This window comes from Nostoc sp. TCL240-02 (assembly GCF_013343235.1).
Lineage (GTDB): Bacteria > Cyanobacteriota > Cyanobacteriia > Cyanobacteriales > Nostocaceae > Nostoc.
Map to the genome: position 1 here is coordinate 4,570,634 of NZ_CP040094.1, position 20,151 is coordinate 4,590,784.

Annotated in this window: 19 protein-coding genes and 4 pseudogenes; 8 read left to right on the forward strand and 15 right to left on the reverse strand. The window is 40.6% G+C overall.

Annotated features, from left to right (window positions below; genetic code table 11):
• The first annotated feature begins 16 nt into the window (after positions 1-16).
• A complete protein-coding gene (locus FBB35_RS35830; RefSeq protein WP_368041849.1) occupies positions 17-226 on the forward strand; it encodes a hypothetical protein in 210 nt (69 codons plus the stop codon).
• A gap of 110 nt (positions 227-336) precedes the next feature.
• Here FBB35_RS35830 and FBB35_RS19575 read toward each other — a convergent pair whose 3' ends face one another.
• The 6 genes and pseudogenes from FBB35_RS19575 to FBB35_RS19600 form a co-directional block, all read right to left on the reverse strand.
• On the reverse strand, positions 337-897 hold the full coding sequence (locus FBB35_RS19575; RefSeq protein ID WP_174711014.1) for a hypothetical protein: 561 nt from the start codon (positions 895-897) through the stop codon (positions 337-339).
• A gap of 127 nt (positions 898-1,024) precedes the next feature.
• A pseudogene (locus tag FBB35_RS19580) lies at positions 1,025-2,533 on the reverse strand (IS1182 family transposase); the annotation flags it as partial.
• Complete coding sequence (locus FBB35_RS19585; protein ID WP_174711015.1) at positions 2,497-2,811, reverse strand: hypothetical protein; 315 nt, start codon at positions 2,809-2,811, stop codon at positions 2,497-2,499. The gene FBB35_RS19585 and the pseudogene FBB35_RS19580, both read right to left, overlap by 37 nt.
• 57 nt (positions 2,812-2,868) lie before the next feature.
• Positions 2,869-3,072: a hypothetical protein gene (locus tag FBB35_RS19590; RefSeq protein ID WP_174711016.1), complete on the reverse strand. Its 204-nt coding sequence runs from the start codon at positions 3,070-3,072 to the stop codon at positions 2,869-2,871.
• A 41-nt stretch (positions 3,073-3,113) separates the two neighbouring features.
• Positions 3,114-3,335: a hypothetical protein gene (locus FBB35_RS19595; RefSeq protein WP_174711017.1), complete on the reverse strand. Its 222-nt coding sequence runs from the start codon at positions 3,333-3,335 to the stop codon at positions 3,114-3,116.
• Between the two features lie 514 nt (positions 3,336-3,849).
• The gene (locus FBB35_RS19600) at positions 3,850-4,743 is read right to left on the reverse strand and encodes a tyrosine-type recombinase/integrase (protein WP_174711018.1); all 894 of its coding nucleotides are present in this window, start codon (positions 4,741-4,743) and stop codon (positions 3,850-3,852) included.
• Between the two features lie 86 nt (positions 4,744-4,829).
• On the opposite strand from FBB35_RS19600, the gene FBB35_RS19605 reads away from it, so the two are divergent.
• The 3 genes and pseudogenes from FBB35_RS19605 to FBB35_RS19615 all read left to right on the forward strand — a co-directional run bounded on the left by FBB35_RS19605 (position 4,830) and on the right by FBB35_RS19615 (position 8,128).
• Positions 4,830-5,297: a zinc ribbon domain-containing protein gene (locus FBB35_RS19605; protein ID WP_174713711.1), complete on the forward strand. Its 468-nt coding sequence runs from the start codon at positions 4,830-4,832 to the stop codon at positions 5,295-5,297.
• A 22-nt stretch (positions 5,298-5,319) separates the two neighbouring features.
• Positions 5,320-7,000: pseudogene (locus tag FBB35_RS19610) on the forward strand (DUF4158 domain-containing protein); the annotation flags it as partial.
• Between the two features lie 61 nt (positions 7,001-7,061).
• A protein-coding gene (locus FBB35_RS19615) for an ISKra4 family transposase (protein ID WP_174708235.1) occupies positions 7,062-8,128 on the forward strand; the annotation gives its coding sequence in 2 pieces (ribosomal slippage) (positions 7,062-7,218 and positions 7,218-8,128; 1,068 coding nt in all).
• Here the strand turns inward: FBB35_RS19615 and FBB35_RS19620 are convergent.
• The 5 genes from FBB35_RS19620 to FBB35_RS19640 form a co-directional block, all read right to left on the reverse strand.
• Complete coding sequence (locus FBB35_RS19620) at positions 8,101-8,697, reverse strand: siphovirus Gp157 family protein (RefSeq protein ID WP_174711019.1); 597 nt, start codon at positions 8,695-8,697, stop codon at positions 8,101-8,103. The genes FBB35_RS19615 and FBB35_RS19620 overlap by 28 nt on opposite strands.
• Before the next feature lie 87 nt (positions 8,698-8,784).
• Entirely contained in the window at positions 8,785-8,952 is a 168-nt protein-coding gene (locus FBB35_RS19625) for a hypothetical protein (protein ID WP_174711020.1), read from the reverse strand.
• Positions 8,953-9,457: 505 nt separating this feature from the next.
• A complete protein-coding gene (locus tag FBB35_RS19630; RefSeq protein WP_174711021.1) occupies positions 9,458-9,997 on the reverse strand; it encodes a hypothetical protein in 540 nt (179 codons plus the stop codon).
• 21 nt (positions 9,998-10,018) lie between these two features.
• The gene (locus tag FBB35_RS19635; RefSeq protein WP_174711022.1) at positions 10,019-10,567 is read right to left on the reverse strand and encodes a GNAT family N-acetyltransferase; all 549 of its coding nucleotides are present in this window, start codon (positions 10,565-10,567) and stop codon (positions 10,019-10,021) included.
• 27 nt (positions 10,568-10,594) lie between these two features.
• The gene (locus tag FBB35_RS19640; protein WP_174711023.1) at positions 10,595-11,125 is read right to left on the reverse strand and encodes a hypothetical protein; all 531 of its coding nucleotides are present in this window, start codon (positions 11,123-11,125) and stop codon (positions 10,595-10,597) included.
• A gap of 91 nt (positions 11,126-11,216) precedes the next feature.
• On the opposite strand from FBB35_RS19640, the pseudogene FBB35_RS34870 reads away from it, so the two are divergent.
• A pseudogene (locus FBB35_RS34870) lies at positions 11,217-11,336 on the forward strand (IS4 family transposase); the annotation flags it as partial.
• Positions 11,337-11,426: 90 nt separating this feature from the next.
• Here FBB35_RS34870 and FBB35_RS19645 read toward each other — a convergent pair.
• Both FBB35_RS19645 and FBB35_RS19650 read right to left on the reverse strand, forming a co-directional pair.
• Positions 11,427-12,119 carry a hypothetical protein gene (locus FBB35_RS19645; protein WP_174711024.1) on the reverse strand — a complete coding sequence of 231 codons (693 nt, stop codon included), beginning with the start codon at positions 12,117-12,119 and terminating at the stop codon, positions 11,427-11,429.
• 141 nt (positions 12,120-12,260) lie between these two features.
• Positions 12,261-13,343: a site-specific integrase gene (locus FBB35_RS19650; protein WP_174711025.1), complete on the reverse strand. Its 1,083-nt coding sequence runs from the start codon at positions 13,341-13,343 to the stop codon at positions 12,261-12,263.
• Positions 13,344-13,567: 224 nt separating this feature from the next.
• Between FBB35_RS19650 and FBB35_RS19655 the strand changes: the two genes are divergently transcribed.
• Together FBB35_RS19655 and FBB35_RS19660 are read left to right on the forward strand one after the other, a co-directional pair.
• Positions 13,568-13,975 (forward strand): four helix bundle protein, encoded by a 408-nt coding sequence (locus tag FBB35_RS19655; protein WP_174711026.1) that lies wholly within the window; start codon positions 13,568-13,570, stop codon positions 13,973-13,975.
• Complete coding sequence (locus FBB35_RS19660) at positions 13,957-14,619, forward strand: hypothetical protein (RefSeq protein WP_254625629.1); 663 nt, start codon at positions 13,957-13,959, stop codon at positions 14,617-14,619. Before FBB35_RS19655 ends, FBB35_RS19660 begins: the two co-directional genes overlap by 19 nt.
• 728 nt (positions 14,620-15,347) lie before the next feature.
• On the opposite strand, the pseudogene FBB35_RS19665 reads toward FBB35_RS19660, so the two are convergent.
• Positions 15,348-16,552, reverse strand: a pseudogene (locus FBB35_RS19665) (AIPR family protein).
• A gap of 208 nt (positions 16,553-16,760) precedes the next feature.
• Here FBB35_RS19665 and FBB35_RS19670 point away from each other — a divergent pair.
• The gene (locus FBB35_RS19670) at positions 16,761-16,952 is read left to right on the forward strand and encodes a hypothetical protein (RefSeq protein ID WP_174711027.1); all 192 of its coding nucleotides are present in this window, start codon (positions 16,761-16,763) and stop codon (positions 16,950-16,952) included.
• Positions 16,953-17,256: 304 nt separating this feature from the next.
• On the opposite strand, the gene FBB35_RS19675 is transcribed toward FBB35_RS19670, so the two are convergent.
• A complete protein-coding gene (locus FBB35_RS19675) occupies positions 17,257-20,127 on the reverse strand; it encodes a tetratricopeptide repeat protein (protein ID WP_174711028.1) in 2,871 nt (956 codons plus the stop codon).
• Between the last annotated feature and the right edge of the window lie 24 nt (positions 20,128-20,151).

Genomic DNA, 20,151 nt, shown 5'->3' on the forward strand with positions numbered 1-20,151 from the left:
TATTTCACCGACAGCGATCGCTTGGTGTCAAGAGCGATTTCCCAATTCAACTGTCAACTACGTAGTTGCAGATTTGTTCGCAGTTCCGGCACAACAATGGCATCTTGGGTTTGACTTTGTGTTCGAATGCCGTAACATTCAAGCGTTACCGTTAAATGTGCGTTATGGGCATCACCGTGCCAAAACGGGAAAATTGTACGCTAAAGCTAAAAGCCTTCCTCCATAAGCATCTTAGCCACCCATTTTTCAATAACACCCGTAAGTGAGATTGAGCTTCCTATAGGTGTAACTTGGCGTAAATACAGCGAAGACACTGTTGGCGAATTCCCCAAACAGCTAAACTGAACCGATTAGTTCAGAAATAAACCGATTAAGAGCTTTCTGAGCAGTTTTATACCCAGGTGCTTGCTTACCCAACTTCAGTTCAGACAAAATACAGTCACGTAAAATTTCTAAAGATGCAACAGACAATCCAGTTTCCTGGTTGGTGATGGGCTGCGGAGCGTTTTTTGCGATTGCGCTCCGCGCAGTGCCAAAGGCGATCGCGGTATCAGATGTTTGATGAAACTCGCTTTGCCGTGTAATACGCGGTTGAAGTTCGTTTTCTGGTCGAATGGGAGTGAAAACTTCTGAGTTTTTCCGTGTAATACTTGGTTGAGGTTCCAATTCTGTCGATGTTAATAATTGAATAATCCCTTGTTTTTGCCGTGTATTACATGGAGAAGACTCCTGTTGAATTATTTCCTCCAAATAATCAGCTCTGGTTAATCCCAAACATTCAGAAACAATACCTAACCTCTTCCAAGTATCATCTGTTAGTCGCAAAGAACGTACTTCACGATAGTCATCATTTTTGAGTGTAAACTTACCTTGAATATCCCTTTTGACCTTTTTCATCAAACTTACCCATGTATTACACGGAAAGTCTACAAACTTTTACCACCCAAATCAACCGTGTATTACACCGACGAGGTGTGTGAAGATTTTTCCATGTAATACACGGGATATATAGTTTGATTTTTAATTAAGAAGGTATATTTTGTAGCTGTTTGAAGCGAGACGATCGAGTTTTGGCAAAGGGTATCCCACTAAACCAAGCATCCAACCTGACTAAATTCAGTGCTGTAGCAATCAGAATATGCTGAAGATGAGTTTTAACCAATCCGATGTAGCGAGAGCGACGTAGTGCGGAACGCCGTATACCTTGTGAGTGTGTTGCTTCTATGCCTGCACGTTGGTTATAAGTTTGTTTCCATTCGGGTGTCTGCTGTTGTTTTCGCCGTGAGTGGAGCGCAATTTGACGTGCTTGAGACTGAAGACTTAACTCCCGTGGTTGAGTTTTTGATTGGGTACACTGTGAACGTACTGGACAGGCTCGGCAAGTACTACCCAAAAATCGAATGTCAATGATAGCTTGACCTTTGACATCTTTTCTTGGTATCCATTTGGTACTTTTATGCCCTTGTGGACAAGTAACTACTTTATTATCCCAATCCACTACAAAATTAGTTGTATCGAATCCCTGCCCTGCTTTCGCTTGCCAACTGGGGTCTGGTCGCACTGGCCCAATTATTTCTACGTCATAATCAGTCTTGCTGTTGACCAAATACTCAGCAGCAGTATACCCACTATCCATTAAATGTTCTTTTGGCAGCAATGTTTTAAGAGCTAGTGCTTCATGAATCGGTGGGACTGCCTGCTCATCAGTAATAGTAGATAGCGTCGTGTGAACATTTGTAATGAAACGAGGGCTATTTTCGTCACAAATCTCCGTCATGTGCACTTTGTAGCCAACCCAATTGACGCTGCGCTTGGAACTATAATGCGCTTCGACATCATGAGGAGAGTGAATTGCCAATGTTGAGGGTGGCATATCTTTGACGCTACGCCATTTTACCAACCCATCTTCTTGTGGGGCATAAAATTGCTGTACCCAGATTTGACGAAGAGTTTCCACCGCAAGCAGTTGGCGTAACCAATCTGGCGATGTTGGTGTATAAATTGCTTCTAGTAGAGTTAATCCATCTGCGCCAATCATACTGCCTAAAGCTTCTCGCTCTGAATCCAATTTAGGTAAGCGATAGTTTTCTACACGACGACCGTAGCGGTCAAACCAATCTGGTTGAATGTGGGCAGTTAACCACTCTGGCACAGCTACTGCTAAACTATCGAGGGCAGAACGCATTCCTTCTCCTAATGTTTCTAGTCGATTCAAGGAGCGAATTGCTGCCAGCACATGAGTCGAATCTGTGCGCTGTCGTCGATGGGTTTTTAATAGTCCTTTTGACTGTAACTGGCTCAAAAGTATGTCCAGTAGCTTTTGCTCCATACCAGAGTTCACCAACCGAGTCCGAAACTCAGATAAAATGGAGAAATCAAAGCCACTGTCTGTTAACGGTAAGCTTAAGGCATATTTCCAGTCAATTCGCGCCCGCACTGCGTCTGCTGCTTGTCGGTCTGATAAATTTTCCACAAACTGCATTACACATATTAGTGCTAGTCGCCAAGGGGACTCTGCTGTTTGTCCCCGTTGCGAAAACTGTGTGAAGCTTCATTATAATTAGCATCAAGGCAACTTTCCGCATTTTCTAATCTACCAATTAAGCCTTTAATTTCAATTATTGATATTTGTTCGCCTTCAGCTTCAATAATTTCTTGTACTCTTGATTCTGATAGTTTTTCGGCAGAGAGGGAATCTATTGATAAGCCTGTGTCTACAACAATATTTGATAAATGATAAATTGATTTACATCCATCATCGGTGCAAAATACTAAACAGTTATTCCTCACGTAAATCTCAGTAATTCTCATTGTATAAATCCATGCTTTGATGAGATGATTGTACAAAATTTCAAAATCTCCATTTTGTCATTTCGCCTTCTGAATCCCTTTATCTGCATTTCCGTAAAGAATTGTATCACCGACTTCATCCACGACCTCAATGTACCCATTTGGGTGAAAATGTGGATAAACATACTCCTTTACAGTGCCAGACTGCTGAAAGGGTTGGCATTGTTCATCGTGCGATTCAAAAGTTACGCGATCGCCGGGTTTTAATTTTCTTTTACCCACTTTCCTGACTTTATAATTTTTCTCTTGAGAGATAGTATTTATCAATTAAGTTCAATCATTTGAGATTCGCATAAATACCACTTCACATCTGGCGTATCTTTTGATAGTTCTTCTGTATCAATTTCCCAGTCTTCAGGATAATCTAAAATTTTCAAGCATTGAAATAAATCTCCATCAACATACGTAATAAACGATTCATAAAAACTTCCATCTTCTTCGGTAACGGTAATTTCAAAAACAGGATAGTTTTCAAGATTGCCCATAATTAATTCCTATTTTACAACTTCCCTAATTCTCTTCAAATTCGCGAAATGCTCCGTTTTAAGCACACTGTCGGCATACTCAACTAAGCAAGAAGGTGCATTTGCTATGGTGTATTCAATTATTGTGCAGGGTTGACCTGTTTTCTCGTTTAAATACATAATTCCTTTTTCGTAACTTGGCTAGTTTTGAGATTTAACAAACTCTTTGCAACACTCATAGCTATCTGAAATCAAAATAACGCTGTCATGACTGGTAACACTTCTTTTTATCTTGTATAAAAAGCATCTCAATTGATGGCAATATGTTTCAACTACGTAATATTCCATAATTCCCTTATCGTCACTTGATGGATAATCTTGTTTTATTGTTTTTCAGTGCGATGGCTGATACTTTGTCTAAGTGGTTGATTATCCTTATTTTGTTGGTGCAGAGTAGTATGTATTCCCTGCACCTTGGTAGGAATTAGGAAAAAAAGTGTTTTTTATATCCACATAATTAAGCTATATACTAAAATTATTCTGAGAAATTTGGTAAGTTTTTAAACGCTAATTGTGCTACTTCTTCGGCGCGCCCTGACGTGACTTTCTGATACCGTAATGTTGTCTGAATGCTTTCATGTCCCATGAGCGCCCTGAGTTCTTCAATGCCCATTAATCCCACTCGCTCTGTAGCAAAAGTATGTCGAAGGTCATGAAGTCGAATCCCCTGGAGTTCTGGAATGTTCTCAATTAAGCTTTTCCAAGATTTATGCGCCATCCGGTATGACAGACGGGAGACAGCCAAAGTTTTTGGTTGTTGAGCCGTAAATAGTGCTGTATGGTTGGGGTGTCTATAATATTTAATGTAGTGATTTAGACTTTGAGAAGCTACTTCACTGTAAAAACACCACCGTTGCTTGTTGCCTTTCCCAACAACCTGAAATTTCCGGGTTTTGAGGTCTATGTCATCGAAATTTAGAGCCAGTACCTCAGCAATCCTAGCGCCACTAGTATGCAACAAACGCACCAATGCAGACAAACGAACATCTTTTTTGATGACACGGTACAGGATACTTAATTGGTGTTGAGTAAGGTAACGTACAGCCTCATCCGTAGCATGTTCTCCTTGCTCTCGAATGGGTTTGCGTCTTGCAAGTCCCGCAACTGGATTGGATTTGAGATATCCCATATCAACAGCGAAGTTGAATAAAGCCGTGATTACAGCTTGATGACGGTGGTGTGTAGTATAGGAAACATCGGTTAAATGATTGAGATATTCCATCAAAACTTGTCTGTCAATGATTTCTATTGACCATCGCCCATATTCCTTGAGTAAGGGGAGAATCGTAGACTCATAAGAACGCAGAGTACCTTTGGCTAGTCCTGGACGTTCTAAAAACTTGGTGGTTAAAGCAGCTAAAGTTATCATTACTTTAGAGAGCTTTTGGCAATTTATTTGAATAAAAGTGTAGATATATATTTATTATTAATAAATATACTTTTAGATATATTTTGATAGTGATAACAGAACATTCGACGCTTCCCACGGGGGAAGAAGGGCTTGCTAATTACGTCCAGAGATTGCGAGGTCATCTTTGTTTAACCCAAAAAGAGTTGAGTTTCAAAGCGGGGATACATATCCAGACCATCCGCAAAATTGAAGGTGGACAAACTTCAAGGCTCAATCAAAAGGCTAAAGGTGGTCTGGCTTCGGCGTTGGGGATACCACCAGAGTACTTGGATGCAGCAGCTAAGAAAGTCTCTCCAGAAACCATAACTTCACTCAAGTTTTGCCCCAAATGTTGGACTCCAGGAACTACCCCTGACCCCATGTGGACTGACTTACGGTCAAAGTATTGCTTTGCTTGTGGTACAGCCTTACGGAATCGCTGTGTTAGTTGCAATGAACCAATTATGTCGCTGAAATTCAAATTTTGCCCTTACTGCGGCGCGAATTACAAACAAAATCAAACTACTGCTTGAAATCAAATATACAGGTATTTAATTGGCAACGCGCGAACTTTTATCTCCAGCACAGCGACTACAATTTACTGAAATTCCCGATTCTATTACCACAAGAGATATAGCTCGCTACTATACTTTTAGTAATGACGAACTCAAAATTATTAAAGAGCGTCGTAGACCACATAATCGTCTGGGTTTTGCCGTACAGTTGTGTTACCTACGCTTTCCCGGTCGTGTTTGGAATCTAGGAGAAATAGTACCGGAATCTGTACTATTTTATATTGCATCTCAATTAAAACTTGACCCAGCAATAATAACAGAATATTCCCAAAGGGATACAACTCGACGCGAACATTTAACAGAAATTCAAAATAATTTTGGATTTCATACTTTTAATACATCTATATACAAAAAACTCTCAAAATGGTTATTACCATTTGCCATATCCTCAGATAAAGGGATGGCACTTGTGGGAGCGTTAATTGATGAGATGCGCTTGCGTCAAATTATTATTCCAGCTATTTCTACAGTAGAACGTCTAGCCTGGGAAGTCAGAAATCGCGCTCAAAAATTAGTATGTCTTGAGTTAACTAAAAGTTTAACAACATTACAAAAGACAGCACTAGACAAGTTATTAGTTGTCGAGCCTGATAAAAAGGTAACTGATTTAATTTGGCTGCGTCAACCACCAGGTCAAGCTAATCCGAGAAACTTTTTAAAATTAGTGGAACGACTAGAGTTTATTCGCCATCTTCATCTCGAAGAAGAATGTTTGAAACGAGTACACCAAAATCGTCTGCTGCAATTTACTAGAATTGGCGCGAAGTCTACGCCTGCTCACCTATCTAGGTTGGATGAATTGAGACGCTATGCTATTTTAGTTGCTTTTCTCATTGAATGGAGCGCGTCATTGGTCGATTATGCCATAGGTATGCACGATAAAATGATGGGTAAGTTATTTAATAAAAGTGAGCATCAACATGGCGATAAGTTTCAACGTGATGGCAAAGCAATTAATGAGAAAGTTCGATTGTATGCTCAAGTAGGCAAGGCATTAATTGCAGCTAGAGATGAGTCCAATGATGCCTATCAAGCGATTGAATCTGTATTAGATTGGGAAAAATTTGTTAGTAGTGTTGCTGAAGCTGAAAAACTAGCCAGACCCGCAGATTTTGATTATCTTGAATTGCTTGATAACCGTTATTCACAGTTGCGACGTTATACACCAAAGTTGTTAGAAGCTTTTGAATTTAAAGCTACGTCTGCCAGTTTACCAGTGATAAAAGCTTTGGAAGTTATTAAAGAATTAAATATATCAGGCGGTCGAAAAGTGCCGGAATCTGCGGATATTAGTTTCGTTAAACCTCGTTGGTTAAAACACATAATTAAGGGCGATACTATTGACCGTCACTACTATGAGATGTGTGCTTTAGCTGAGTTACGCAGTGGTTTGCGTTCTGGGGATATTTGGGTAGCAGGCTCGAAGCAGTTCCAAGATTTTGAGGATTATCTGTTAGCAGATAACGCATGGCAGTCAATGCGTTCTTCTCACACGATACCTGTGGCAGTAGCGACGGATTTTACTACCTATATTGAACAACGAACACTCGAATTGTCTGAACAATTATCGCTTGTTTCTTCTTTAATGGCAGAGAAGAAACTGGTTGATGTCAGGATAGAAAACGAGATGTTAATTATCACTCCTCTCAGGGAGCATCCCAGTTTTTTGCAAAGAAGACGAAAATCAGTCAGGATAGGTAAGACGAGTGTATTTACTTACCGATGACCCCAGAACAAAAGCAAGCTCTTCAAAAACATATTCAGGCGATTGCTAAAATATTGTATGAAGATACGTCAAAAGAAAAGCTCACAAATCTTGCAGCAATTGAAGAAGCAGTGCGGAGTCAAATGCAGAAGCATGTTATGCCAGAAGTAGGGGTTTTTTTATCGAAACGATTACAGGGACAACCGCAGGATACCAACGACGGCTCAAAAGCATTCTTGGAGAGTTAGCAATAACGAGCAAACAAGCCATTGAATTAGAAGTCGCACCAAGTACTCAACTGAGTCCATATCTAGAAACTTGTTGTTTGAGGGTAAGTGCGAATGTCAGCTATGAAGATGCGGCATCAGACATCAAGTATTTTACGGGCATAGAGGTTTCTCACAGCAGTCAACAGAGATTAGTGCATCGCCAGAATTTTGAGTTGCCAACACCAGAACAGACAATTGAAGAATTAAGCGTCGATGGTGGAAACATCCGTGTCCGAACTCCTAAAGGTCAAATATGTGCATGGCTTGGCTATAAAGCAATTAGCTTACATCATCTCGGAATCTTGGGAACTTCATTTCAGAATAATCAGATTGTGATTGATTGGGTTAATGACCAACCACTGGCTAGCCCACTCACTTGTATTGGTGATGGACATGACGGCATTTGGAATATAATTGACCAATTAGCACCTGATGCACAACGTCGAGAAATACTTGATTGGTTCCATTTAATAGAAAACCTCCACAAAGTTGGGGGTTCACAAAAACGCTTGAAACAAGCACAAAATCTACTATGGAAAGGCCAAGTTGAGGCTACTATTGCCTTATTTACAGATTGTAAAGGCAAACAAGTACAAAACTTTTGCCGTTATCTTGATAAGCATCGCAATCGCATTATCAACTACGAATATTATCAAGCTGAAGAAATTTGTTCAATTGGTTCAGGTTCAGTTGAATCTGCCGTTAAACAGGTTGACCGTCGAACAAAAATTTCCGGGGCACAATGGAAACGAGAAAATGTGCCTCAAGTCCTAGCCCATCGCTGTGCTTACCTCAATGGATTATTGTCAGTTTGAGCCACTTTAAAAAGTGAGATGCTCCCCTTCCCGATACTTACCTCGGCAAGATTGCTAATATCTTTACCAGATTTATAAGCTTCAAGAATTGCCTTATTATTAGCTTGGTACTTAATAACTCTAAATTCATCAGGAAAATCTTCATCATCTACTTCTACTAGTAATTTAGCGACCTTTGGTGGGTTATCCCTGATTTCAATTATCCTTTCTTTACCGATGTTTTTGTCACTAATTAATCCAATCTCGTGTAGGTGGATAAGGGTGTGCTTGATTTGTTCAAGTTGAGTTTTGCGACGTGAAATTACCCGGTCGTGGAGTTCGGCTACTCGCGCTTTTCTTTCCTCCCAGGTTTCAAGGTCAAGATTTAACTGGTCAACTACCCAGGCGATCGCATCGATTTTGGTTTCGATACCATCTTGAACACCCATAACTTCTTGTAAGAGTTGTTCTACATTACCCTGTTCGCCTAACTCGCTTGCTTCTTCTATCTGTGACCAAAGTTTAGCAGCATCTAGGCTTAATTCTTTGAGAGTGAGTTGGTTGATTTCGCGTTCAATTGCTTGAGTCATAATTTACTTTTGATATAAAAAACAACTAGCAGTTAGCTGCTACTAGTTGTTGACTAAGAAGAGTTGATGCTTGAAGGGAGATTGAATTTAGTATCCGTACTGCAAGTGATAGTAGTCTGATTTTTCTTGTGCTAATTCTGCTTCGTACTCGTAGTAATCTGCTTCGCTTATGAAGGTGCTTCTTTTTTGAATTTGCTGTGCAGATTTTACTAATTTTTGGTTAGTTTTTGGGTTAGAACTCGTAGTAGTTTTCATGTCTATACAACTTCAATTGCTTCAACGAAGTTGTTGCGTCAGCAAATGTTGTTATCTTGAATTATAAAGATAATATTTATCTTTTTCCATTATCATAACTATCTACTATTGATTTGTCTTAAACTACTAGTTTTTCTACCACAAAGATAGTTGTCCTGGCGATACATTTCCCCGTCTGCGCGTATGAAACAGCATATGACAACCGCTGCATAAAGCCGCGATATTTTCTGCTCGATTGTCCTCGGGCGTATAATTTCGGTGGTGAACCACTAATGTTTTAATGCTGCGTTCTCTACGATTTAACCCATCCCTTTTATCAGTTGGACGTAAGCATTGCATACCGCAGCGCGTGCATTTCCAGTCTGATTTTGATTTGACTTCAAGTGCGATAGTATCCCAGTTTGAAGAATAGCGACTGCGGTTTTTACCAGTCATCAATCAGTTCCTTTTGGGTTGCAGAAAACTAATTTTGATTTAATTTGACCCGATATTATTGTGATTATATTTACGCAGAAAGTTTTCCGGAAAAATTCACCTGTGACATAACTTGTGTGCGTATTGAATTAGCAGCCTTCTCTGCAATTTCTTCTCTATCAGAATCAGTAAGAACTACTGCAAGTAGCGATTTGAGGACTTCGCGGTTAGATATAAACTCTTCACCGTATAAATCATCTTGCAACAAAGTAGCTTCCAAGTGAGGTATTAACTCAGGCGTAGGAGATAGCAACCGCTCTTTAATGCGTGTCCTTGCAGTCTCTGTCGCAGAAGTTGTACCTATACCTAAATCCCATGTTTCAATTATTAGCCTGACTTCGCGGTTGAGAGATACACGCAGCGTTGATAGACGACCAAATAAAGGAAGATTGAGCATTAAAGGTGGTAATGCATTACCCCAATCCAAACCAGCGCCAATCGTGCAATTTGCTTCATCTTCGATGCAAACAGCCTCTTCGAGCCATCCTTCACCAAAAAGTAAATCTATAGCTTCTTGGGTTGTTATTGACTCGTTTGCCTCAGAATTATCCTTTTGCTGTTGATGATTCATAAAATTTTACCCGATCGGACTTTATCTTCGTCTCAATACACCATACTCAAAGTAGACTAAATTATCATATTCTTCTTCCGAACCGCAGTTCAACATGTTTTGTTTTTCGTAAAATCCTTCAGACCTTGGTAAGGAATGCAACCCAATTCTACCTTCATACCCTAACTCAACACTTCTAATTCTTGCGAAATTTAATAGTGCTTGACCAACACCTTTGAATTGAGGCGGACGCTGAATTTCCATTCGGTTAGTGGGGGCAGTGGCAATACCATCAACATAAACTAGCCTCTTACCAACATTTAACCGAGAACCGTGCATTTGTGTTTCTATTATCATTAATCCTTGAGTTTTGTTTTCGCACTCAATTGCGTAACCTTCAAGATTTTCTTGATTGGAAATGTATCTTAATTTGAATATCCAATCCCAGTATTTATCTTCTTGACTAAATAACCTTAAGCTTTCTACCCAATAATTGACATAATCATCAATATGTCTTTGGACTAAATCTACCAAATAGGCTTCAACAGATGTATTATCAACACCTCTTTTTAACTCGATTTTTCGCTGCACCTAAAGCTCCTAATTGTCAACTGATTATTAAAGCTTGTGACTGCTATTTGACTGGTAGATAAAAGAGTAAATATGAATGCGTATATCAATAGCTTTATGCCAACCAGCAAGCACAGCATCATCTGAAATATCTCCAAGAACTACCAAACCATCTTCTTTATCCATATAGTAAGGTAAAGGTTCAGCGCTCAACCAACCATAAGCAATGGCTTCTTGGTCTCGCTCAAAAATTAAAACTTCTAAACTTTGTTCATACCTTGAATAGTAGTAAGGTAAATAGCAGGCTGGATACTCTCTTAGAGATTCACGATTAACTGTGTATGATTGCCAACGCAGTTGCTCTCCCTTGATTTCTTTATGATTAGCTTCTAGCCAATCATAGAGCTTTTTAGCTTGCCGCAATGCGTGGTCTTTGCCTGCAAAAACGACGTTGGGAAGAAAAATATCGCCGTCAAAATGCACCGCAACTTCAAATAAATCTTCATCTTCATCTTCATCTTCATCTTCATCTTCTGCTTCTGTTACCTCAATGATTCCAGCCTTATATAGTTCGGTCATTTCCCTGCATTACTTCGTCAGATGTACTCCTACCCTACATGATTAAAATTTTAGTTTTCAGTTACAGAATAATCAGAATACTTTAACTATGGATGAGAAAATAATTTACGTAGCAATTGATAGAACGAATTGGAGTCGCATAAATTTATTTATGGTTGGCGTCATTTCGGATAAAAGAGCGTTTCCAATATATTTTACCTTGCTGCCAAAATAATGATTGCGCTCCTTTTCTTATCTGCGATCGCTCTATTCGGCGAGCGAATCAGTGTAAATTCAGAAATTATTGAAAATAATAAAAATACTAACTTGCCGGATGATATAATCCCGTATTTTCGTTAAATTCCCACCCCATACCCGATTTATCCTTGCCCTTGCACCATGCCACAAAAAGCGGTGGGTGCAGCTTAATTCGCTGTTCGCGTACAGTTTCTTGACTTACACCAAGTCTTGAAGCTAAACCTTCTTCGGTTAATGGTTGCATTCGGGGAGTATGCACTTTGAATGATGAATTGTTGTTGTACGATTTATTGCCCCGCTTTTGTTGATTGTTGAGATGATTTTGAATTTTAATAATCGCCTCGGTAAACTGTGTCATTCGGGCTGTTATCCCCTCAATTTTTTCTGATAAATCGGCGAGATTATGGATTGCTTCGGTTTCGTTACTATTAGATTCGCCTGACAACTGTGACTCCAGCTTATCAAGTCGTGAGCAAATAGCTAATATCGTTTCATTCGTAGGACTGCCGTTACTATTGTTACTAGTAACTAAGTACTCCTCAACACTTGCCTTAATCTTAGAGTCCAAGCGTTTATCTAAATTATCGCCACCAATTGCATCAAGGTTATCTATATCATCTAGGTAGAGTTCGATAAATTGGGTGAGCGTGGCTGTTGCCGTCGTCCCTTTCGACTTACAACGGGCGATAAACTGCTCCCACATCTTTTGGTCGCAGTTAAAAGATGCCAGTTTCTTGTTTTTCCCTGTTTGGCTCATGTCTAGGTACTATCTAGGTTAACCGGGACTGGACGCGGCTGAGTGAGCGCGTCATCCATCTTGATAACTACCTTGACACTATCATTTTGGAGCGCATGAGCGCGATGGCGTACCCGCCATGAACCGGTGGCGATTGCTTTTTTACCGATGTTTGCTTTTCTTACGCAGTGCGTGAGAAGTTCCAACACGCCCGATATGATGAATGTACTTTGCAGTTGTCGCAGGAGAAGCATGGCCCAAATCTGCCTGCAAGTCAAAATCAGAAGCTCCATTTTTCTTAGCCAGCGTCGCATGAGTATGGCGCAGAAAATGGGCGCTGAACTTTATTCCTGCACTAGCAGAAATTTCCGCCATCATCAACCGCAATCCGCGATCGCTTAGAGGTTTACCTCTGTCTCGACGACTGGGACTAGGAAACACCGGCTGATCATTGCTGGCATCGCCACGGTAATCCAGTAGCACCGCACTAGTTTCCGGATCGAGACTAATAGTTCTGGTTTTATTTCGTTTCCCCGTCACAGTTAATAACAGACAATCTCCATCCTCCCGAAACTGCCGCCAAAATAACCCCGGTGTAACTATGCGCTTACCATAATCAGAAGTTTGCCGCGCAATTTCTCCCGCCCTCACCCCACTGTAAAAGACGAGAGTCAACAGCAGCCAATGCATCTTATTAGTGTTGTGTTGCAAATCTACTTCAATCGCCGCTTTTTCCAACTTAGCAATCTCGCGTTCCGACAGAATGCGCTCTGCGAGCTTATCGTCCCATTGGATACTTAAGTCCTTGCCCAAGTCGATAGCAAAATAACCAATAGAAGCTCTAGTACCCCACTCCCACAAACTTTTAATCGCCGCAGTGTATTTAGCTGCCGTATTTTTACTAATTCCATAAGTATTTTTCTGTCCCCGTACTGGCTTTTCATCCTTTAGCCAAGCAAGATAAGCGTGTAGATGGAATAACGTTACCATCCTAAAATCAGATATCCCAAACCGCGACTGCATATAATCAGCAAGCTCATAACCAATTTGCCGATATGCCCGTCGCGTTTGGTCGCTTTTAATAGTGACAGAATGCACCCATAGCTCAATTAGCTGCTCCGTCGAATTAATTCTCTGGCGGTTGGGAAAATAATAATCTACAAGCGCAACCCGGGCTTCATCAAGCGGCAGAGTCACCACCTCGACAGCAAGTGATTCCACGCTTAATACAGGTAAATTTTCCATAAGATAAATCCCCAACCCCCACTGATAATTATGATGCCGAGAACTGTAATTCCCGGTATCTTTATGATAGTTGTTTCCCAGACACGATCCAATTGCCCATATAAAATCATCTATATCGTATATACGCGGATATCCCGTATGCGATGATGGTAGTGAGAAGAGTGGGGGAAGTCGGGGGAGATGGGGAGGTAGGGGGAGTGAGTAAATATTACAACTCAAGGCAAATGGTTAAAGAACTGGTTAGAAAGCATCAAGATTTAGAAATTTATAAGATGGCACTTGATATGGCGATGCAAATTTTTGAATTATCGAAAAAGTTTCCTGTGGAGGAAAGGTATTCGCTTACCGATCAAATTCGTCGCTCATCTCGCTCTGTGTGTGCGAATTTAGCTGAGGCATGGAGGAAGCGTCGATATGAGGCAGCTTTCGTCGCAAAATTGAATGACTGTGTTCGCGGAGCGTGTCGTAGACAAGCAGAAGCAGCCGAAACTCAAACCTGGATAGAGTTTAGTGTTAAATGTGGTTACTTGGATGTTGAGATTGGTCGAGAACTCTACGGAACCTATAACCAGATTTTGAGTGGATTAGTCAATATGATTAATCATTCGGAATCTTGGTTGATGAAGCACTAAGAGACTTGCAAGTAAATAACTATTCCATCGCTTTTGAAGCTGGGGGAAAAAGAGCATTTCCTTCCACTACTCCCCCTACTCCCCCTACTCCCCCTACTCCCGCTACTTCCCCCACTTCCCCTACTCTTCTCACTTCTCCACAACAAAAGCGCGAGGGACTGGTGGAATATCCGCAGATAAATATAAAACTTCTGTCAGAAGAAGACCGGGAGTTGGTGAAGCAGGCCAAGCAGCGTGCTGAGGATTTGCGCTTAACTTTTAAAGAGTTTGTGCTGGATTGTATTAGAAACGCACTTGTAGAAGAGAGTCCGGATGATGCAGATAGTGCAACTGCTGCCGAAATTGAAGCTTTGAAAGCTCAAATCGCCGCCTTGTCAGAGAAAGTGAGTATTCCCTCTGCGACCAAAACGGAAGTGCATACCCTCCAGGAAAGGGTAAATCAATTGCGGGTGGGAATTTCAAATGAAATTAAGAAGGATAGGGAACAACTTGCTTCTTTGGCGCTGGCGCTCTCCCGACTTGAAAGCCAAATTGAACAGTTGGTGCCTTCCTTAAATCTTCAAGTGGATGGCGAGGTAAATTCAAACAGTGATGGCGGTTGGCTTTTTGGGGAAGACTCCGGTGCTGAACTACCGTTAACTTAAGCATGGGAATTGAAGAATGGGGACGGCGTAAAGCCTGCGGCATAGCTACGCTTAACGCGCAGCGTCTCGTAGAGAATAAATTCGCCTGCGCCTTTCTTCCATGCTTTCAAGTACCGGGTGTCCCCGCAGCAGAACACTTGGTGTAGTGTGATTTGAAACAAAAAATGAGATTTTAACTCATGATATGCTTCAGAAATGAGTATCCAGTTTATAGTTCACTTTTAATATTCGAGTTTATTTACTAATAATGATTATCGTGTAAAGGATAAAAAGACTGATAAAACGGACGTTTGTATCAATCCTTCGGCTTGATTATCATTATTATTCAGCTACGATTTGAGTAGGCGATCGCTCTGTTGTTGGGCGATCGCTTGGACAATAAAATATTTGATTTTTACTCAGATATCTACTAAAACACAAGTTTTGAACCATAACGTGGGTATTTGAAGCATATTTTAAATTGAAAGTTTAAGTTAGAACAATTTTGTCAGGGATTTTTTGTGCAAGTTTTCTCCAATTGTGTTTTTTCAACTCATTTTTTAGTTATGATTCAGAATTTCAACTCTCACTCATTATTTGATTCAAAGTTTTAATTTGTGATTAGCGCGAAAGCCTGAATTTTTGTTAACTCTTTTCTAATTTATGGATCAAAATTTTTCTCATATTATGATTCAAAGGACATGTAGTTCACCTGACTTGAAATTTGCTGTAATTATTTAGTGGAGATTTTAGCCTTGTGTGAGCGTTAATTCTTCACGCTTGGCGGAATTGACAATTTTCACCAAATGCTGGTTTAAATAACTTTGGGCCGAAATGTACAGACTTTCCCAAATTTCTTGATTGCGACAAATTTTAGTCCCCACTGTATTTCCTGCTGTTTTCTCCGATATCAAGTATTTACGGTAATAGTTACCCCACAGGTGTTGGAGAAAGTTTTCGGCGAATTCCTCAAAAGGAATAATCCAGTTATAGTCTTGGTCTAGGAATACCCGATAGGATGCAATTATGGGTAGTGCCAGGTCAGTTGGCGCACCAAACCCAAACGAGTACTTGCTGTCGGGGAGAAGGGTAGTTTTGCGTGTATCAATTGATGCTAAATCGTTGACACCCTTTCTTCTGGGGTTGCTGATATGTTCTTGGATGATTTCGTACAGTCTTTGCTCTATCCACAGAGCTTTGGGAAGTAGAGGCAATAGAAGAGTTAATCTTTCTCTCTCAGTGTCTGTGATTTGGCTTGGGGTGTTCGTACCTGTAGGGTGCTTGCTTCGTTTATTGCCGTCGGGATTGTATCTATTTCTGTCGAGGCAGTTGATCAGCTTGAACAAGTGGTTAACATTACACTGGGCATTTCTAGGAGCGCCGCTTTGGTTTTGGTAATAGGCTATTCTAAATTTTCTATCTTCTGCTCTTTCTAACTGGGCTAAATACTGCTTGATAAATTTGTAATCTCCCCTGGCGTTGACTTTGGAGCGAGAATCTACTGGCGATGTGGTATTTGAGGCGAGGGCTATATCTTTAGCCTCCTCTTCCTGGAGGCCAATGTGGATGGTAACTTTGACTCTGGCAAGGCTGAGGTCATATTTGTAATTTTTAGCACTTTCAAAAGCTAAAACTGTGTGACCTCCGTTGATAATGCCATCGCTACCCCCCTCGCTAGCTTCTAAGACTCTAGCTCCAGTTCGGTTTTGTTTTTGCTGGGCTTAACTTTATTGGCTGACAGAACGATTCCACTGTGACGAGAGAAGAATTTTTCTGGTTGAGTCGTCACAGAGTCAAAGATTTGTCGGTATGTCGCACTTTTGCGGTTAGGTTCTCGGATGTTGGGTTCTAGGGGTAGGTCTGTCGGGAAGCCGTCCACATGGGCGGTGGCGATGATGCAATTGGGGTTTGCATGGAAATAGTTGTCTACTTTAATAATCCAGTTTTTCGGCATGGGTGGTTTCTGCATCTTAGCGATACATTCTCAATTATTCTTCTGGTGGGAAGAAGCTCGCGCTTAAAGATTATATTTTTAATTGATGTCTAAAGTTGTTGCAGTTGACTGGCAACGTCTAAACAACTTGCGGCAGTCGCCACCCGATAACGAAGTAGGGGCGGGTGGTTTAGTGTATACCCTTTAGGAGCGGTTAAATCATTTGCTCTTGGGTATCTCAAGGGAGCAACTAGCAACTTGCTTGTTTGGCGTTGGCAATTCTAGACTTGAAAGCCAAATTGAACAGCTGATACCTTCTTTGAATCTCCAGACGAAGGTAATTCCAACAGCGAGCGACAGCGATTGGTTTTTTGGAGAAGGCTTTGGTGGTGTCGGAGCAGAAAATACTGAGGGTTTTTGAAATTGATTGTGCTTGATATCCTTACTTATAAGCTATTTTCTAAATTACCCCTCTTCTGTCACTCTCCGAAAAGATTTGCCATTTCTGGATTCTAGAGCTTTTGTATAGCAAGCGATGTCTACGACGGGCTACGCCTACGCGCGATTCTTTTCTAATAACAAATACAAGACCCATTTTTTTCTAATAGTATAGCTTGTATTGATTGCCTCATCAGGCTTCTAGCGATCGCCCTCCCGGAGAGTGACAGAAGAGGGTTAGAATACTCGGAAAGTGACAGAAGAGGGGTAATCAGCTGTTACTTTTTCTATATTCTCAGTTTAGCTTTCAATTCCTGGCAGTCTTGAAGCAGTGAAATACCTAATGCATTTGCAATTACAAATGCCTGTTCGCAATTCTCTAGTGCCAAATCCAAGTTTTCCATTTCATAATAAAGTTCCGCCAAGTTATAAAGAATTACAGCCTCATTGTAAGGCTCACCAATTTCTCTAGAAATCTCCAAGGCTATATGCAAATTTTCCAAAGCTTCTGGATAGTGTTCAAGCTCTGATAGAGAATTTGCTAAATTAGATAATGCGGCTGCTTCTGCTACGCGATCGGCTGTCTCTAGTGCTATATTTAGATGTTGTTTGTGATATTCGATAGCCTTTTGATAGTCTTTTGAAGAATAGTAAGTTGAGCCGATATTACCTGTTGCTCTTCCCATTTCCTCGAAATCATTAATTTTCCGTGCAATAGCCAAACACTGCTCGAAGAAGCTAATAGCTTGGCTGTATTCACCGATAGAATCATGTACAAGACCCAAAAGTCTGAGGGTAACTGCCTGTTTTTGATAATCGCCAATTTTCTGTGCAACAACTAAGCTTTGGTGATAAAACTTGATGGCATTGTCATAGTCTCCTAAACAATCATATGCAGCACCCAATCCTCCAAGTAAAGCCCTTTCTTTTTGCAAATGTCCTAGTTTTTGTGCAACTATCAAGCTTTGTTGATAGCACTCTGTTGCTTGCGAGTATGCATTGACAGTATAGTAAGTTTTACCCAAATTTCCTAACACTATCCCTTCTGTTGCCCAATCGCCTATAACTCTTGCAATGGTTAAGCTTTGCCCAAAGCACTCAATGGCTTTGTCGTATTCTGCCAGAGCATGGTAAACCAAGCCCATGTTGTCTAGGACTTTACCTTGAATAGCGCGTTCTCCAATTTGCTTTGCGATGCCTAAGCTTTGCATTTGATAGTCAATCGCCTGTGTAAAGTCCCCTAAAAAATAGTAACTAACACCCAAACTACCTAGTGCTGCTGCTTGCGTAGTGCGATTGCCTATTTCTTTAGCAATTACCAAACTTTGTTGAGAACAATTAATAGCTTCCTGGTACTCTCCTAAAGAGTAATAAGCTATACTGAGATAAATTAACGCTGTCCCCTCCCCAGAACGGTCGCCAATTTCTTTCGCAACTGCTAAACTTTGCTGGCACAACTCAATTGCTTGATTGTAATCATGCAAGGCAAGATAAGTCATGCACAGAAGAGCAAGCGTCCACCCAACTCTAGTACGATCGCCTATTTCCATTGCGATGCTCAAACTTTGTTGGCTAAACTTAATTGCTTGCTGATAATCCGCAAGAAAACTGTAGGCATTGCCAAGGTTTCCCAAAGCCATTAGTTCCCCTTGGCGATCGCCAATTTCTCGCGCAATATTTAAGTGTTGATTGCAAAAATCAATAGCTTGATTATACTCCCCTGTAGACAAGTGAACGTTTCCCAAGTTACCTAAAGTAGTTGCTTCTGCAATACGATTATCAAGTTCTCTAGCAATATCTAAATCTTGTTGATAGTATTCAATAGCTTTTTGATATTCTCCTAAATAAAGGTAAGCATTACCCAAATTTCCTAAAGCTGCTCCTTCCACAGTTTGCTCACCGACTTCCCGCGCAATTTTGGCGCTTTGTAAACAGAATTCAATAGCTTTTTGATACTGTCCCTGAGAATTGTAGCAATCCCCCAAACTACTTAGCGCCAATGCAATACCTGCACATTCGCCAAGTTCTTCCATGATAGCTAGGTGTTGTTTATGGTAAGAAATTCCTGTATCAAAGTCCCCTTTTGCCCCATAAGCCAAGCCCAAACCTCTTAAAGCATCTGCTTCAAGAGCTTGATTGCTCAATTCTCTCGTAATAACTAAACTTTTTTGATGATACTCAATTGCTAGGTCATAACGACCTATAGAAAAATGGGCACCACCCAAATTATTCTGGGTAATTGCTTCCATTCTTGGATCTAATTTACCTAAAAGTTGGCTATAAAGTTCAATTTGCTCTCGGTAATAACCCCAAGTGCCAAGTTTAGCATGTAACTCTTGATTAACTGTTGGGTTTAAACGAGTTGAAAAAACTGCGATTGCATCTTCCCAAGCTTGCAGTTGAAAAAGATGGTAGCAAGCTTCCAGGTAACCTCGTATTTTTTCTAGATTAGAAGCATCTTGAACTGGTTTGTATTTTGTTAGCCAGTTGATAACAGCTTGATATTGTGCGCGTAGCTGGGGCGAAATTTTGCGAAGTTTCAGAGAAGTTGCATCGAGTCCTATTTGCGATAAAACTAGCTCCCCAGAAGGTATAACATCTTGATATTCTACCGTTGGCTGTTGTTTTTCCAAAGCCTCAGCAGCCATTTTCAAAGTTTCACAGGCTCCTTCTTCCAAGGAAGGAGCATGAAGTTGCTGCGAAATTGCTAAACTCTGTTGAGAGTAAGAAATGGCTTTTTGGTAGTCTCCCAAAATATGGTAAGTCCGCCCTAAACTAACCTGTACCGACGCAAGCAACCAAGAGTCTGAAATTTCTTCAGCAATAGCTAAACACTGATGGTGACACTTCAGCATTTGCTCAAATTTGCCACTTTCGGTTTCTAGTCTTTGATATACCCACCCAAGGCTGAGTAGACTTAAAGCTTCTAACTGACGGTTTCCTATTTCCTTAGCTTTACTGAAACTCTCTTGGTAGCACTTCAATGCTTGCTCGTAATTGTTGGCAGAATAATAATTACTGCCAAGTTTTATTATTCTGCGTATTTCTCTTTCGGTGTCTTGTATTTCTTTTGTCAGAGGTAAATCACGTTGTAGAGACTCAATCTCTTGACTATCATCTCTTGGTATCTGTTGATTATTTTCAGCAAAATCACTCATATATTTGTTTGGGCTGATTTAAGT